The 16,512-nt window shown below is 62.0% G+C and carries 13 protein-coding genes; 6 read left to right on the plus strand and 7 right to left on the minus strand.

Features of this window, described 5'->3' with window-relative positions:
• Positions 1-201: 201 nt before the first annotated feature.
• On the plus strand, positions 202-1,422 hold the full coding sequence (locus tag ACNI3Q_RS13775) for a glycosyltransferase family 4 protein (RefSeq protein ID WP_426277637.1): 1,221 nt from the start codon (positions 202-204) through the stop codon (positions 1,420-1,422).
• A 188-nt stretch (positions 1,423-1,610) separates the two neighbouring features.
• Complete coding sequence (locus ACNI3Q_RS13780) at positions 1,611-2,966, plus strand: ATP-binding protein (RefSeq protein WP_426277639.1); 1,356 nt, start codon at positions 1,611-1,613, stop codon at positions 2,964-2,966.
• Between the two features lie 110 nt (positions 2,967-3,076).
• On the opposite strand, the gene ACNI3Q_RS13785 is transcribed toward ACNI3Q_RS13780, so the two are convergent.
• The 3 genes from ACNI3Q_RS13785 to ACNI3Q_RS13795 are packed head-to-tail and all read right to left on the minus strand — an operon-like array spanning position 3,077 to position 6,015.
• Positions 3,077-3,799, minus strand: a complete 723-nt coding sequence (locus ACNI3Q_RS13785) for a CpsD/CapB family tyrosine-protein kinase (RefSeq protein WP_426277641.1) — start codon at positions 3,797-3,799, stop codon at positions 3,077-3,079.
• Between the two features lie 2 nt (positions 3,800-3,801).
• Entirely contained in the window at positions 3,802-5,112 is a 1,311-nt protein-coding gene (locus tag ACNI3Q_RS13790; protein ID WP_426277643.1) for a GumC family protein, read from the minus strand.
• A gap of 48 nt (positions 5,113-5,160) precedes the next feature.
• Positions 5,161-6,015, minus strand: coding sequence for an SLBB domain-containing protein (locus ACNI3Q_RS13795; protein WP_426277645.1), 855 nt, complete (start codon positions 6,013-6,015; stop codon positions 5,161-5,163).
• Between the two features lie 548 nt (positions 6,016-6,563).
• Between ACNI3Q_RS13795 and ACNI3Q_RS13800 the strand changes: the two genes are divergently transcribed.
• A complete protein-coding gene (locus ACNI3Q_RS13800; protein ID WP_426277647.1) occupies positions 6,564-8,717 on the plus strand; it encodes a right-handed parallel beta-helix repeat-containing protein in 2,154 nt (717 codons plus the stop codon).
• A 117-nt stretch (positions 8,718-8,834) separates the two neighbouring features.
• On the opposite strand, the gene welK is transcribed toward ACNI3Q_RS13800, so the two are convergent.
• Positions 8,835-10,049, minus strand: a complete 1,215-nt coding sequence (welK, locus tag ACNI3Q_RS13805) for a beta-1,4-glucuronosyltransferase WelK (RefSeq protein WP_426277649.1) — start codon at positions 10,047-10,049, stop codon at positions 8,835-8,837.
• A gap of 257 nt (positions 10,050-10,306) precedes the next feature.
• On the opposite strand from welK, the gene ACNI3Q_RS13810 reads away from it, so the two are divergent.
• The 3 genes from ACNI3Q_RS13810 to ACNI3Q_RS13820 are packed head-to-tail and all read left to right on the plus strand — an operon-like array spanning position 10,307 to position 14,018.
• Positions 10,307-11,509: a polysaccharide pyruvyl transferase family protein gene (locus ACNI3Q_RS13810; RefSeq protein ID WP_426277651.1), complete on the plus strand. Its 1,203-nt coding sequence runs from the start codon at positions 10,307-10,309 to the stop codon at positions 11,507-11,509.
• A complete protein-coding gene (locus ACNI3Q_RS13815; protein ID WP_426277653.1) occupies positions 11,506-12,720 on the plus strand; it encodes a Coenzyme F420 hydrogenase/dehydrogenase, beta subunit C-terminal domain in 1,215 nt (404 codons plus the stop codon). Before ACNI3Q_RS13810 ends, ACNI3Q_RS13815 begins: the two co-directional genes overlap by 4 nt.
• A gap of 26 nt (positions 12,721-12,746) precedes the next feature.
• On the plus strand, positions 12,747-14,018 hold the full coding sequence (locus tag ACNI3Q_RS13820; protein ID WP_426277655.1) for an outer membrane beta-barrel protein: 1,272 nt from the start codon (positions 12,747-12,749) through the stop codon (positions 14,016-14,018).
• A 33-nt stretch (positions 14,019-14,051) separates the two neighbouring features.
• Here the strand turns inward: ACNI3Q_RS13820 and ACNI3Q_RS13825 are convergent, their stop codons facing one another.
• From ACNI3Q_RS13825 to ACNI3Q_RS13835, 3 genes are read right to left on the minus strand one after another with little or no spacing between them, the layout of a single operon-like run.
• Positions 14,052-14,978 carry a glycosyltransferase family 2 protein gene (locus ACNI3Q_RS13825; RefSeq protein ID WP_426277657.1) on the minus strand — a complete coding sequence of 309 codons (927 nt, stop codon included), beginning with the start codon at positions 14,976-14,978 and terminating at the stop codon, positions 14,052-14,054.
• Positions 14,975-15,877 carry a glycosyltransferase family 2 protein gene (locus ACNI3Q_RS13830; protein ID WP_426277659.1) on the minus strand — a complete coding sequence of 301 codons (903 nt, stop codon included), beginning with the start codon at positions 15,875-15,877 and terminating at the stop codon, positions 14,975-14,977. The genes ACNI3Q_RS13825 and ACNI3Q_RS13830 overlap by 4 nt, the downstream gene beginning before the upstream one ends.
• A complete protein-coding gene (locus ACNI3Q_RS13835; protein ID WP_426277661.1) occupies positions 15,847-16,479 on the minus strand; it encodes a CatB-related O-acetyltransferase in 633 nt (210 codons plus the stop codon). The genes ACNI3Q_RS13830 and ACNI3Q_RS13835 overlap by 31 nt, the downstream gene beginning before the upstream one ends.
• Between the last annotated feature and the right edge of the window lie 33 nt (positions 16,480-16,512).

Genomic DNA, 16,512 nt, shown 5'->3' on the forward strand with positions numbered 1-16,512 from the left:
TAACAGAGTGTTGATGTCGCACCCGCCCCGCTTTGACACGCTCGCGGCATTCCTGGGTTGACACAAGGTCGCCATTCAACGAACGCTTTCGTTGCATTGCAACAAACGGCTTATAGTCGATGTAGTGCCGGTCGTTACTGACGGGACCGGCCTATGTTGGCAGGAAGGCAGGATCGGCCGCACCAGGGGAAAGAGGACGGCATGAGAGTTGTGTTGATCAGCGCCTTTATGGACCCCGAATCGGTTGGTGAGCCGCGTTGGTGCTATGATCTGGCAAAGGGCATTGCAGACCGGGTCGAAACCGTCGTCATCAGCCAAAAGCCGCTGATCGCCAAGGCGAGCATCAGCGAATTGTTCCCAACTTCCCAAGTGTTCGAAATCGACGGCTGGACGTTCAACTGGTTGAACCGGCGCATGCGCGCGCTGATCAAGCCGGGCTTTATCCGCTTTTATCAACATGCCGCCCATGTCCTGCGCCACCGGATCGACAAGGCATCGATTACGTGTGGCCATCAGTTCGGGCCATTGGGTATGCGCTATCCGACGCCGCTTCGAAACTGGGGCGTCCCCTATGTCATCGGCCCCCTGGGTGGCAGCCTGCCGCTGCCGCCGGGGCTGGATGTGGGGGAGCGCAAGGATCCGTGGTATTACAAGCTGCGCGATCTGGACGGCCTGCGGTTCCGGCATGATCCAATGCTACGGTCCAGCTATGCCAATGCCGGTGCGTTGGTCGGGGTGGGCGATTATGTCCGCGACGTCCTGCACGACATTCCGCTCCGGCGCTTTGAAACGCATTCCCAGCGGGTTGCACAGCCAGCGCCCGTGGACGTGGAACCGGTCATCACCGCGCGGCGAAATTCGTCCGGTCCCCTGCGCCTGCTGATCGCGGGGCGGCTGATCCACAGCAAGGGCGTGCATTACGCCTTGCGGGCGTTGGCCCAGGCATCGCCGCAGCTACCGGAATGGCGGCTGGATATCGCGGGCGACGGCTATTACAGGCCGGTGCTTGAGGGGTTGGCGCAATCGCTGGGCATCGCGGATCGCATCACCTTTCATGGCCACCGAAAGCGGATCGAGCTGGACGCCTTTTACACACAGGCCGATATCCTGCTGTTTCCCACCATCCGTGAACCCAGCGGCGCCGTGATCTTTGAGGCGATGAGCTGGGGCGTCCCGATCATCACCGCCGACTATGGTGGCCCGGCCACCCATGTCCTGCCGGGTTTCGGGATCAAGGCACCGGTGACGAGCGAGGCTGCGTTCGTGGACGGCATTGCCGACGCGCTGGTGCGGATGGGCAATGATCCCGGTCTACGGGAACAAATGGGGCGGGAGGGTTTGCATGTGGCCCGGACGAAACACAGCCTGCCCGCGATGGTGGATTTCTTCACACGGATTTACGGCGAAATCGGCAAGCAGTAGGGCAGCCGTCGAAGAAACAAGTAAATCCCCGTCAAATGGCTCGGCAGGGCTGTGCAATTGATCCGTGGAAAAAGGGCTTTGGCTCACTGACCGTGACGGCTTACCGCCTGCATGGCCAATATGTTAATGGACGTTGTGGACAAGGGTGCGGCTTGTCGGTGATGGTCGAACGAAAAGGCAGATACGCTATGTCCTGGTTGTCGAAACTGTTTTCGCGGCACCCGGTTAATGAGCCATTTTCCGAAGCTTCTGGCACCGCCCATTTCGCCCAGGCGGATACGGCCGATGCCCAGCACAAGGCCTTGCCGCGCTTCAAGGGGACGGCCGGCGACAAGGTGCGGCCGGGCGGAAACAGCCGGGTGGACCAGATCCGCTTTCGCCTCCGGTCCGCCTTCACCCCGTCACGCCCGGTCGTTACACCGACCATGTTCGCGGGCCGCACCGCGTTGCTGCGAAAGCTGATCCGTTCGATCGAGGATCAGCATATGCACGTCGTCCTGTTCGGTGCGCGCGGCATCGGCAAGACATCGACGCTCCATATCCTGTGCCGGATCGCCCGCGAGGCGCGCTATGTCGTCCGATATTCCTCGTGCGGAGAGGAAACGCAGTTTGACGAGCTGTTCCGCGCGATCCTGGATGATATCCCGCTGTTGTTCCACGCCAATTACGAACCGACCGCCGACGAGATTGAGGAAGGGCTGACTTTTGCCAGCCTGATCGGCGACGCGCCGCTCACTGTCACTCTGGTCAGCGACATCCTGTCGAAAGTGTCGGGAACGCGGGTGCTTATCGTTCTGGACGAATTCGACCGCGCCAGTTCCGCGAATTTCCGGCGCATGATCGCCGAACTCATCAAGAACCTGTCTGATCGCGCCAGCCGCGTTCAGATCGTTATTGCTGGTGTTGCGTCCAACCTGAACGAGATTATCGAGCAAATCCCGTCCATCCGCCGCAACATTCTGGGCCTGCCGCTTCCGATCATGGACCAGGAAGAAGTGGTCGAGCTGATCCGCAACGGCGAAAACGCCAGCGGCCTGGTGTTTGCCGAACCAGCGGTTCAGACGATCTGCAAGGTCGCACACGGCCTGCCCTATCTGGCCGGCCTGATCAGCCAGCATGCCGGCATCGCCGCACTGGATCGCCGTCAGACCGTGGTTGCGATCGCTGACGTTATCACCGGCGTGCTGCAGGCGTGCGAAGAAATTGAACTGCAAATCTCGCCGAACACCTTGCACAAGGTAAAGCGTGCTCGCGATGCCGGCTATCAGGAGATGCTGGACTTGCTGGCACGCCAGGCGATCGTGTCGGGCGGACGACTGATGCCTGGCGGCGAAAACGAATTGACCGGCGAAAAGATGCCCGGGCTGGATCGTCTTGCACCGCTGTTGGGCGAGTATGACATTTTGAGGGCGATTCCCAAGGATCCGGCCGATGCGCTGATGTTCAGCGACGAAGGACTGCCCGTCTATCTGTGGCTTCAGCAATGTCGTATGCAGTTTGAAGCGCCGGTGCAGGGCGGACGGGTCGCCAAACCGCGAAACTGATTGAGCGTCCAGCGTAAATGCTCTCTCAGCGAACGGAACTGGGTCGGCTTGCCCATGCCAAAGGGGTCGAAAGACCGAACCCATCGTTCAAAGCATAGGGCCGCGTACCGTCAGAAATCGGTCAGGAAACTGCCGATCAGGTTCACACGGTCGGAATCCAGTTCATCGACCAGTGTCCGCAGGTCGCTCAGCATCGTCTGGTTGCGCCGGGCGACGACCAGAGCGTAGCGCACGCTCTTGGCGATCCGCCGTACGTCGGACGATCCCTTGCCCGCCGGCGTATCGACGATCGTGATTTCATGATCGCGCATGCAATCGTCAATCAGCAGCTTGAACTGCTTGCTCGCCAACAATTCCTGAGCATTCGGCCCTGAGCCGCCCGAATAAAGGACCGACAGGTTCGGCAGCACGTCGTTCTGGATCGCATTCATCATGCTCGGATCGTTTTGCTGCAGCACCTGGCGCAGTCCGGGAACATCCTCTTCCGGCTGGATCAGGCTTTCGACCCCCGCACCGTCATGCAGATTGGCATCGACCAGCAACGTGTTGATGCCCGCCTGGGCAAAGGCGACCGCCAGATTGACCGACAAATAGGTGCTGCCGACGCCCGGGGTCGCGGCACAGACCGCCAGCGACCGGCGGCCATGCGCCAGATGACCGGCGAGCAGATGGGCGCGCAGCGCGCGAATCGCCTCTGCGCGTGGATGATCGGGTTCCGCCAGGCAGACGATGTGCCGCGAAATGCGGAACCGCGTCGGCTGGTCGGTTGAGGCATCCGGCCGTGCCTTGGTCGGTGCGACAGCCTTTGGCTGAGCCGTGATCGCGTCGTCCACCATCATGCCATTCCCTGTTCCCGCCGGGGAAAGCCCAGCCACCATCCCATGCCCCGGCGCGCCGGACGCGCCGTCAACGCCCCCAACACCGGCAGGTTCGGCAGCGCGGACAGATCCTCGGCCCCGCGCACCCGGCGCCACATCAATTCGATCGCCACCGCCGCGATCAGTCCGATGATCAGGCCGACCAGCACTCCGGCAAGCGGCAGGATCAGCCATAGCAGCGAGAGCGGAGATTCCGGCGCCACGACATTGCCGAGCGCGCTCACCCCCGCATCTGTCCCCTTGGACAACAGCTCGAATTCAGCGGCGCGCGTCGACATCTTGCTCAGCTGATCCTTCAGAATGGCGACATCCCCGGCCAGTCGCTGCGCCTCGCCAATCAGGCCGCGCTGGGACAGCACCTTTTGCGCCTGGGCGTTGATCATCCCCTGCACATTGACGGTCCCCTGGGCCGGGGTGGCCGCCATCGCCTGCTCGCGCGAGGCAGCGCTGGCCAGTGCCGCGCGCTGGCGCTGCAATGCCTGGACCTGCGGATGGTTGGGGCCCAGCGTCTCCGCCATCGATGCCAGCTGGGCATCGACCTGGCCCAACTGCACCTGGGACGGCGTCGGGCCGCGCGGGATTTGGGGCGCAGCCACCTGCGGCACCGCCGCCGATGCCGACAGCGCGCGCAGGCGCTCTGTTTCCAGATCAGTGTTGCCATCGGGCAGGATGATGTTGTGCCGCTTTTCAAAGGCACTGCGCCGCTCCTCGGCGGCCGCCAGGTCCTTTTTCAACGTTTCGGACTGGACACGAAGCCAGCGGGCGTCGCTGGCAGCCTCGTTCCGTTTGAACGCCAGCACCTGCTCGATATAGGCCTCGCGCACCGCCGTCACGATCCGGCGCGCCGCATCTGACGAGGTTGAGCGGTATTTGATGTCGATCAGGTTCGGGATCGCGTTGTTCACCTCAACTGTGGTGTTGTCCATCACTGTCTGGGCCAGAAACCGGCGGATATCCCGGTCATCGCTTGGCGGGCGGGCGGCATAGGCGGCCTTCAACTCGGGCTTGTTGACCCAGTCCATCTTGTCGACAACCGCCCCGGCAACGACATAGTCCTTGATCACGGCCATCTGGCCCTGGACCATCGCCTTGGCCGAGCCCTGGGTCGGGGCAATCGCCCGTCCCGTGGACGGATCGACCCGCGCCAGGTCGACCGCGACCCGCGCCGTGGCCTCATATTGCCGCGGGATCACGGCCGCTACGACGGTGGCGAGCAACAGGCAGACGCCGGCGACCACAATGATCATCAGGCGTCGTGCCCAGATCATTCTCAAGATTTGTATCGGAACCATAATCGCTTGCCTGCCTATGCTGGATTAGAAGAAGCGCTCGCCGACAACCACGACATCGCCGGGCGCCAGTTTTTCGTCCAAATCCACCTTTTTGAATTCTCGCTCACCACGCGTGATCGTGACCCGCTTGGCCGATCCCATCGCCGTCAATCCCCCGGCCTTGGCCAGAGCCATGCGGATCGTCAGGTTCGACTCCATGGGGAACGAACCCGGCGCGCCGACCTGGCCATAGACATAATAGGATTTGGGCGGCGCGATGAACACCTTGGCCCCGTCGCCGACCAGCGGATCGACGCTCGCGCCGCCGGTCGCGATCGCGCGCAGTGAATATTCGGTCGGCTCACCGTCCTTGGGCGTCACCGTGACGTCGTCGATATTGGGATCGTTGACGCCGCCTGCCCGCGCAATGACTTCGGACAGCCGGTAGTCGCGATCGATCGGCACGACGCCAGGTGTCCGTACCTGGCCCAGCACAGTGATATACCGGCTGGCGTAATTGACGACCGTCACACTGACTGCCGGGTTCACATAATAGCCACCAGCCTTCAACGCAGAGGCCACGGCATCGCGGATTTCCAGCAGGGTCAGCTGTTCAACGCGCAGGCTGTTGACCAGCGGCAACAGGATCGTGCCATCGTCCTGCACCTGAATGCGGGCGCGATAATCGTCGCGACCGATAACGCCAATTTCCAGGACATCGCCTTTTCCGACGCGGTAGCTGGCAGGTGGACCGCCATCGGCTGGTGCAGCCGGGGCGGTCTGCTCCGCCGCGACAGGCGTGCCACCAATGCCGGGCGCGCTCGCCTGTTGCGCACTCGATGCCGCAGTATGGCTGGCGATCGCCAACACCATCACTGCCCACCGAGCCGAAAATTTCATTGCCATCTCAACAGTCTCCCGTGCAATCCGTCGGCATCCGGGCCGACCCCTCACCCGCTCGCCATGGCGAAGACTGGTTTAACCGATGCTGACGATGATTGCACGCCAGCGCGTTGGCGGTGCAGCACGGTTTGTTCGCAGATGCAACCAAATATCCCGCCAAGGTGCCCCGGCTGCACCATGATGGCACGGCTGCACATCGACAATTTGCGACAGCGTTGACCTATCTCCGTCTGCACCTTCAGACAATTCCAGAAAAATATAGTCCAATAACAGTAATCAACGCTGGATTACTTTATACATTATTGTCGTGATAATGGATTATCCTGAATTAGGTAATTATACGGCATTTTTAACTGTTTGCCATAAGGTTTGATTAAATTTTCGTTCACTTCTTTGCATCCTCTAGTTGCCAGATAAATCAAGGTTAACGATGAATTTACTCAAGCGGCCAGCCGCAATTTAATAATTGGGCGATTATTCAACCGGTGATCGGATGGCCTATTGTTACATGGGTCGCATCCGCCTTTATTGCCGGAGCAAGCCAGATGCCCGTTATGTCCTTGTCGAGCGAAGCCAAGTATCGAACGGTCGAGTCGCCGGATGGCACGATCACCGCACAAAGCCTGTTTACGCCAACCGTTGCGCCGACTTCGTCGATTGGCACGGCACCCACACCGGATGCGACCAGCCCGGCCAAGATTTTTGTCGTCAGCAATTCCGCCGAGCTGGCCCAGGCGCTGAGCCAGGCGGCGGGTGGCGGCGTGATCGCGCTCAAGCCGGGAACCTACAGCCCGTTCTCGCTCCGCAACTTCGAGACGACCGGCGAAGTCGTGTTCACCTCCTATGATCCGGACAATCCAGCGGTGCTGACCGGCGTGAACGTCCGCGGCACGTCCAACATCACCTTTACCAAGCTGGTCCTGAAACAGTCTGATGCGGCGACAAGCTCCGCTTTCAACATCCAGGATTCGCACTCGATCAAGGTCGACCAAGTGGTCGTCAGCGGTGCCGATGGCCCGAGCGGCTATCAAGACAGCCCGATGTCCATCCGCAACAGCCAGAACGTGTCGATCACCAATTCGGAGTTCAAGCACGCCGCCTATGCGCTGTCGCACATAGACAGCAACAACGTGCTGATCAGCGGCAACTACTTCCACGACATCCGCACCGACGGCGTGCGCGGCGGCGGCACATCGAATATCGAGATCAGCAACAATTTCTTCACCAACTTCAACCCGCCCGAAGGGGCGCATCCCGACGCCATTCAGTTCTGGACGACAAACACGACGACCAGCGCGAGCAACATCAAGATTTCGGGAAATGTGTTCGAACGCGGCGATGGCGGCATTGTCCAGGGCATCTTCATGCGGGACGAGGTCGGCGGCCTGCCCTACAAGAACGTGCTGATTTCCGACAACGTGATCAGCGGGGGCATGTATAACGGGATTTCGGTCAGCAATGCCGAAAACCTGCTGGTGACCAACAACATCGTCGCTGCCTATCCCGACCAGAAGAGCTGGATCCGCGTTCAGGCCCATGCGGAGCTGGAAGGCAATCAGTCCAAGATCTACATCATCGGCGGCAAGGAAGTGCCTGCGCCCGAAGGCAACATCTGGCTGGGCGAACTCGCGGCCGGGGGCGACTGGGCCATCAAGACCTGGGCCGAAGACCGCGATCTCAGCGGTTATCATGACGCGATGCAGGATCTGGTCGATGATCTGCCGGACGTGGTGAGCGAACCATCAACGATCGCCGCGGCTCCGGTGGTCGACCCCGTTGCCGTTCAGGCACCGACGGGCGGCGCACCTTCATCGGAGCCGATCCTGCTCGACCTGATCAAGGGGACGGATGGCAAGGATACGCTGCGCGGGAGCAAGGCTGGGAATAGCCGGATTGAGGCTGGCGACGGCAACGACAATATCTCGGGCGGCGGCACCGGCATCACCGAAATGGCAGGCGGCGCTGGCAACGACGCCTATACGGTGACCAGCGCCAAGCATTTCGTCTTCGAAAATGCCGATGAGGGGCTGGACGTCGTCGCAACGTCGATCGACTATACCCTGACCGCTAATGTCGAGGAACTGCGGCTGTCCGTTGCCAACCTGACAGGGCGCGGCAATGAACTGGACAACCGCATCACCGGCAGTGCCGGCACCGACACCATCTATGGCGAAGCGGGCAATGACTCGTTGATCGGGCTAGCTGGCAACGACACCATTCATGGTGGCGAGGGGAATGATGCGATCAACGGCGGCGACGGGGATGACTATCTGTCCGGCAACAACGGCGATGACACGCTGACCGGAGCCAATGGCAACGACATCCTGCTGGGCGGGGCTGGCAACGACACGCTCAGCGGCGCTCTGGGCGACGATGTGCTGACCGGCGGGTCGGGGGCAGACAGCTTCAACTATCGCAACGATGACTTCCGCGGAAACGACGTCATCACCGACTTCAAGGCCAGCGAGGGCGACAAGATCAACCTTGCCCTGATCGATGCGAACAGCAAGACGGCTGCCAACGATAAGTTCGCCTTTATCGGATCGGCGAAGTTCGCCGGCAAGGCGGGCGAATTGCGGGCCAGCGTCACTGCCGATGGCGTGCTGTTGCAAGGGGATGTGAATGGCGACAAGATCGCCGATTTCTCGATCCTGCTCAAGGGGTTGGGTGCAATCAGTGTGGACGACATCCTGCTCTGAACCCCATAGAAACCATAAAAACGAAAAAGGGGGCAAGCGCACGCTTGCCCCCTATTTTTATCTGCGATGGCGCCAGTAAACCGTTACGGCCAGCGCCGATGGATAATCACGGCGCGGTTACTGAGCGGAATCGGCGACAGCGTCGGACCCCGCCGGTCGGGCTGGACGGCGGCGACCGATCCACTGCCAGTTATCCAGCACGCCGCGCAGGAACTTGATCATCTCGGACTGATCGGTTGTCGCCCGAACCGGGGTGTGCGCCCGCGCCTCAGCCAACGCGCGCGGAAAGGCTTCGTCGCATTCGGCGACCGACAACAGCCCGCGCGCTTCAAACGCGCGGGTCACCTCGACCTGGTGATCATCATAATGTTCGCCCAGTTCGAACCGCCGCGGCACCGCGATAACCCGACACCCCTCTCGAAGCGCAGTAATCAAAGACCCCGTCCCGCCATGACAGACAACCAGATCGGCCCGCTTCAGGATGCCAAGAATGTCATTAAAGGGCAGGGTTTCGCTGTGCGTGATCGCTGGAGATTCCGGCGTGGCACCGTCGATCCCCGTTTGCAGGATGACGTCTTCCGGGATCAGCCCATCGGCCTTGGCCTTGTCAACCACCCGCACCAGCCGATCGAACGGCAAGGTCGCGCCGACCGTGGCGAACATCAAAGGCTCTTTCTGCGGCGGCTCTTCCGCCACAAGCCGGAACGGATCGAAGCAATGGCTTCCCGGCCAGCGCGCGGCGGATTCCGGTGCCTGTGCGATCTTGATATGCGCCAGCGGAGTGATGATCCGCGCAAAGGCCGATGGTGCCTTGAAACGGGCGAAGGAATCGATCGCGATCACCCGCGCACCGACCAGCCGCGAAAAGAAAACCGTGAAAAAGCACGAACCGGCGCCCGTCGTGATGACCACATCGGGTCGTTCGCGCAGGACGATCAGCAAAGACCGGACCATGTTTCGAAATCCGGCGATCAGCATACGGATCGGCGCACCAAGACGCGCCTGGCCCAGGGCGACATGAGCGACGAAATGCGCCGGATGCTTCTCCGCGATCGTCTTTGTCAGTGCCGACTCTTCGGTGACAAAGAAATAATGCTGATCGTGCCACAGCGGCTCCAGGTCGAGCAACTGCCGCACATGGCCGCCGCCGGATCCTGTCAGGCAGATTATCGGTCGCCTGCTGGCCATGCTTTCCCTTGCCCCGTCACCGCTGTCGGTTCCCGTGGTTCGAGATGGCATTTTTTGGTTAACTCGAAGTAACCGCGACCATATTGGTCGATCATGAACGCGCCGGGCGTGCGTGTGGCGCGATGCCGCTGCCGATCCCATCATCGTTTCTTCCCCACCAATAAACCAGCTAGATGACGAGTGCGACCACCGGCATCCGGGCGCAGTCTCTGTTTGAACCATCATCGCTCGATTCGTTAACAAATGAAAGCAGATTCATGTTGCATGTGCGAACAATCCTGTCGCATTTGCAGCATGAACCAACGCAAAACAGATTTGGTTGCGGTCGATGGAACGCGTTCAGCCGAGTAGGCATTGGCCATGACACGCATAATCCGCCGATGGCGGGAAGGGGTAAACAGGTGACAAGCAACGCGCCGGCCGGGCGGCCGGTCATTCGAATCGGCCTGCTCTGGCATTCGCTCAGCTCCGGCAATCTGGGGATTGGTGCCCTGACTGTGGCTAACCACGCGATCGCTCGCCAAGTGGCCGAATCAATGGGGCTGGAGCCGCATTTCGTCGTGATGCAGATGCCCGACGCCGGCATCGCCACCATCGACCTGCCCAATACGCAGGTCGTCCGCATCAACCGCCAGATGCTGACCAGCCCGGACGGGTTCTGGAAAAATGTGGGATCGGTGGATTGCGTGCTCGATATTGGTGCTGGCGACAGCTTCGCCGACATTTATGGGCCAAAACGCTTCATGTTCCTATGGCTGACCAAGCTGATGGCTGTCATGCGCGGCATTCCGCTGCTGCTGTCGCCCCAGACGATCGGGCCATTCACCAAGACCGCCTATCGTATCCCGGCCGCCTGGATCATGAACCGCAGCACCGCGGTAATCGCCCGCGATCCGAAATCACGGGAAATCGCGGAGTCGATGGCCCCCAAGACCCGCGTCGAAATGGCCGTCGACGTCGCTTTCGTCCTTCCTTTCGACGATCGATCGTCCGAGCGGGGCGGCAAGCGTATTCGGGTGGGCGTCAACGCATCCGGCCTGTTGTTCCATCAGGCGGAAACAGGACGCAACCGATTTGGCCTGTCTTATGACTATGCCGCCTTTACCCGTGCGCTGCTGACGGCGCTGTCCGCGCGGGACGATGTCGACCTGTTCCTGGTCCCCCATGCGACCAGCAAGACCATGATCGACGATGACGATGGTGCGCTGGCCGACCGGCTGCACGCTGAATTTCCCCGCGCCCAGCGCGTGCCGAATTTTGACACGGCATCGGCCGCCAAGACCTTTATCTCCAGCCTGGACCTGCTGGTCGCAGGGCGGATGCATGCCTGTATCGGCGCCTTTTCATCGCGGACGCCGGTGATACCGGTGGCCTATAGCCGGAAATTCAGCGGCTTGTTCGGCCTGCTGGACTATCCCGACATGCTGCCCGTCAGCGGCATGGACGAGGACGCGGCACTTGCCTATGTGCTGGCGGCGATCGACCGGCTGGACGAGCTGGCGGCAAAGGAGGCGAAGGGGATGACAGTCGTGAACGGTCTGCTCGACGTCTATCGCGGCACGCTTCGTGACCTGTACACGACAGCGCTGGAGCGCCGACGGTGAACCAGCGCTCGCCGACGCTCGACCGGGTGCTGGCGGGCAACCTGTGCAGTGGATGCGGCCTGTGCGCCGGCGTGGCGGGTGATGCGGTCCAGATGGCGGAGGTCGCACCGGGTTATGCCCGCCCGGTTCAGACCGCCCCGGTTGACGACGCCACGGAACGCGCCATCGCCATCGCCTGTCCGGGGTCTACGGTCGCCGCGTGGGCTTCACCCGCGCCGAACCGACATCCCTATTGGGGGCCGTATTTCCGAAACCTCACGGGGCAGGCGACCGATCCCGACACGCGTTTTGCCGGCGCGTCGGGCGGCGCTGTTTCGGCGCTGGCGATCCATGCGCTGGAAACCGGCATGGTCGAGCGTGTCCTGCATGTCGAAGCGGACCCGGATCAGCCCATGGGCAACCGGATGCGCTGGTCCTTGACCAGGGAAGAGGTGATTGGCGGGGCCGGATCGCGCTATGCCGCATCCTCACCGCTCGCCTTTATCGATGCCGCGCTGAACGAAGGGCGGCGCTTTGCCGTGATTGGCAAGCCCTGCGACATTTCTGCCCTGCGCCAGTTGTCACAGGTGGATGCGCGGGTGAACCAGCAGGTGCCGGTGATGCTGTCCTTTTATTGCGGCGGGATGCCCAGTTCGGCGGGTGCCGACCGCATCGTGCGCGCCATGGGGCTGGAGCCCGACCGGGTCGTCCGGTTCCGCTATCGCGGCAATGGCTGGCCCGGCCTGACAGTTGCGGAAACCGATGACGGGCGCGAAGGCAGCATGAGCTATGCCGAAAGCTGGGGCGGCCATTTGAGCAAGGAAGTGCAGTTTCGCTGCAAGATCTGCCCGGATGCCGTTGGCGGCGTGGCGGATGTGGCCTGTGCCGATGCATGGTATGGCGGCGAAAGCGGCTATCCCCAATTTGAGGAGCGGGACGGCCGCAGCCTGATTCAGTCGCGCACCGCCGCCGGGGATGCGTTGCTCGCCAGCGCTGAACAGGCCGGTGCGATCATTGCCGAGCCATTGGACATTGGCGAAGTTGAATTGATGCAGCCCGCCCAGGCCAATCGCAAGCGGATGATCGTGGCGCGCACTGCGGCCTGCCGGGTAGTCGGGCGTCCAGTACCGGACATGCATGGCACCGATGTCAGCCAGGCTGCCCGGCGTGGTAAGGTTAAGGATCACTCGACCAATTTTCTTGGCATGGTGCGCCGCCTGGTGCAGAGATAGCCCGGATATTCAGGGGGGACGTCGGAATGAAGCGGTTTGGCGCAAACACCTGGCGCTGTGCGGCCATCACCATGATGTCGGGCATCGCCATCACCGGCGGGGCTGGCACAGCCATGGCGCAGACCCTTTCGGCGGAGGGATCGACCTTTGGCGGGTTCCAGCGCGAGGTTGATGTCGGGGTGGCCGTGGACGCTATCTATAGCGGCAACACCACGCGCGGACGATCGGAAACCGCGACAGCCCGCGGGCTGGTGCAGAGCGATTTCCTACTGAACCCAAAGATCGAGGGCAATGTTCGTCTGCCCGTCGGCCCGGTTCAGCTGGCGGTGTCGGGTGACATCGGTTACCAGCTATATGCCCGCAACACCCAGTTGAACCGCGAGCGGATTTCGCTGACCGCCAATGCGGGCACGGCCATCGGCCCATGCGGGTTGATGCTCAACGGCAATTATTCGCGCGCGCAAACCGATCAGCGCGATCTGGCCATTGTGCCCGGCGATACGGAGGCGTCATCCGTCAACGTCAACGAAAATCGCGGCATCGGTGTTGTTGCGACCTGCGGTGCGGCAGTCGGCATTCGCGCAGTCGGATTGGCAAGTTATGCCACAAGCGAAAACAACTCGGTCCGCCGCCAGATTTCGAATGCGAACACCTTCACTTATGGCGGCGGTCTGCAATATTCGGCGCCCGCCGTCGGTCAGGTCACGACGTTCGTCAGCAAAACCGAGGTCGAGTTTCCGGACCGTATTGATCTCGGCATCCCGGGATTCGGTGCGGACCGGTTTGACCTGTTTGCCGCGGGAGTACGGCTGGATCGACGTCTGGGCGCGCGGCTGCAATTCAACGGTCAGGTCAGCTATGCCGAGGTGACGGTCGAGGGGCTGACGGACAGCCAGTATGACGGCATCATCTGGGATGCGGCACTCAGCCTGCGCGCTACGCCCAAGCTGAATTTCAGCGTGGGCACGGGCAAGACGGTCGGACCAGCGGGCGGATTTTCTGCCAATTTCGTTGAAACCTCGACGGTGCGGTTCGGCACGACCTATGCGTTGACCGAGCGTTTGCTCATGCGGCTGAACGCCAATTATCAACAGCGCGATTTCGATTTGCAAACGGTGACCGCGCCGGATCGCCTGTCCAACGACGAATTTGGCGAAATCGGCCTGGGGTTCAATTTCAACCAGTCGCTACGGCTGCTGTTCCGCGCCTATGTTGGCTATGAAAAGCGCAACGCCGAACTCGATATCTATGATTATGACGCGTTTTCGGCCAGCCTGGGGGTTCGGTTGCGGCTGTAACGCCAAACGTTGGTCGCTGCTCTGCCGAATACCTCAGCCGATCGTCAGCCAAGGCGGCGGGCCGCGCCGGTTGGCGATACCGGCCAGCCAGCCGCTGACGGCATAGCCCTGTTGCTTCCACGCCCCGCGCCGGGCGAAGCGGAGCAATGTCAGGATCAGCGCCATCGGAATGGCGACCGGCAGGAACATGGGGGCAGTGTCGCGCACGACGTTCAGCTTGTTGCGCTCGTCCAGATAGATCGGCATCCGCGGCCGCTGATCCAGGCGCAGGTTCGATCCCGTCGTCGTCCCCTGCATGTGGCAAACCCTGGCATCGACCGCGAATCCCAGCTTCAGTCCAGCCTTTTTGGCGCGAAGCCCCCACTCCACCTCTTCGGCATAGAGGAAATAATCCTCCCGCATCAGCCCGATCCGTTCGACCAGCGCAGGCGATATCATCATGGAAGCACCCAGGATGTAATCCAGTTGCGCCTCGACAGCAGCGGTATCGACAGGCGAACCCATTGCCTCGCCATTGCCCAGCGACACGGGCCGCGCCGCCCAGTGCAGCCAGCGGCCGCCATAGCCCTGAACCTCGCCAATCGGGCGATAGAGGACGCCGCCCGCCATGGCGCAGTCCCCCTGTTCCAACCGGCGGAGCAACGCACCCATTGCAGCAGGTTCGGGGCGCGTATCCGGGTTCAGCACCCACCAGGCCCGCGCATCGGGCCGCGCCTGCATCGCGCGGTTCACGCCGCCCGCAAAGCCCAGATTGCCGCCAGCGTCGATCACCGTGACCGGTTGTCCGCCGGTCAGCGTCGCTGGCATCTGCCGGTTCATGTCGGCAACCGCATCCGCCCCGCCATTTTCGCAAATGACGACTTCATAGTCCTGATGCTCGCTCTGGCTGAGAGCATCCAGGCAGGCGAGTATCTCGTGCGGGTCGCGGAACCCGACGATGCAGACGGCAACCGGGGTCATGTGCGCGCACCAACCAGGCGGAGCAGCGCGTCGGTTGTCCGCCACATCCGAATCCGCGCCAGCATGCCCAGCGCTGCCAGGCGTTCGTCCACCCCATTCAGGGTCGGTGCGCGCAGCACCCGGACCGCATGGGCGGGAATGGACAGCGGCAGGATCACGCACTGAGCGGCCCATCGCCATCCGCCACCCGGCCGACCCATCAACAGCTGATGCATTTCCGCATTGATCCGCTTAAACTTGCGCTCCAGCTCCGGCCAGTCCGTGCGTGCGGGATGGCTGACCCTGGCGTCGGCGGCGTAACCGATGCGATAGCCCAGATCGCGGGCGCGGTGGCACCAATCGGCATCCTCTGACACGCCGTTACGGAAAGGACCGACTGCATCGAACACGGCCCGCGTGGTGAACAGGTTGGCCGTGACGGAAAATCCCTTGTCGCGGACATAGGCCTCGTTCTGAAAGGCAAAGACGAGTTCAAACGCCTCTGCCGGGGTCGGACGACCGCCGCTTTCGGTGAACACGATCATCCGCCCGCCAACCAGGTCATGACGGGACAACGCCGCCTCCCCCGCCGCCAGCCAGTCGGGATCAGCGACGCAATCGGCGTCGATAAAGGCAAGGATGCGCCCGGTCGATGCAGCGACGGCAGCATTGCGTGCCGGACCCGCGCCCTTTTCATCGGCGAAAACCAGTGTCGCGCGCCCCGCAATGGCTGCGGCGACGACAGCCTCTCCGACAGGGGATCGGTTATCGGCGACGATGATTTCGAATCGTGAGCGATCGACGCTCTGTTGGTCCAGGCTGGCCAGGCAACGGTCGAGCCGCACCGGGTCGTTATAGTGCGGAATAATGACGGAAATGTCCGGTATCGTCATTTCCCGGCGGCCTTGCTGGCGGTCCATGCCGACACCCGCTCGACCGTCGGGTTCATCACCAGATCGGGTTGTTCGCGCACAAGTGTCCGAAGTTCGGCCAAGTCCAGCGTCCACCACTGGCTTTCCTCAAGCGCGGCCTGCAATTCGGGCGTAAATCGTTCGCGGATCAGCCGGGCCGGATTGCCCGCGACGATCGAGTAACGCGGCACATCCTTGGTCACGATCGCGCCCGCGCCGATCACGGACCCCCGCCCGACGCGGCGACAGGAGGGCAGGATCATGGCATTATGGCCGATCCACACATCGTCCTCGATCACCTGCGGATCGTCATAATGAATGTCCGCATCGACCACGCCGAACCTGCGTTCATACAGGGCCGGGTGCGTGGTCATTGCGTCAAACGGATGATTGATCGGGGCCGAACGGACCGTCTTTGCGATCGAGCAATAGCGGCCGATGATCAGCGGCCCCGGCATTCGCCACTGATCGAAACAGCCATAGCTGTACAGGCCGACATCGACCCGCTGATGCTGACGAAACCATTGGCGGAGCGGCTCGCTCGTCGCCTGATCCCGGCGCCAGTGCCACAGCTTGGCCCGCTCAAGAAGCTGACGTGCGATGCCGATCATGCCCGTCCCCATGCCTTACCAGCGCCCCGCCCC

This window comes from Sphingomonas eleionomae, assembly GCF_049889035.1.
In the GTDB taxonomy this organism is placed as follows: Bacteria; Pseudomonadota; Alphaproteobacteria; order Sphingomonadales; family Sphingomonadaceae; genus Sphingomonas.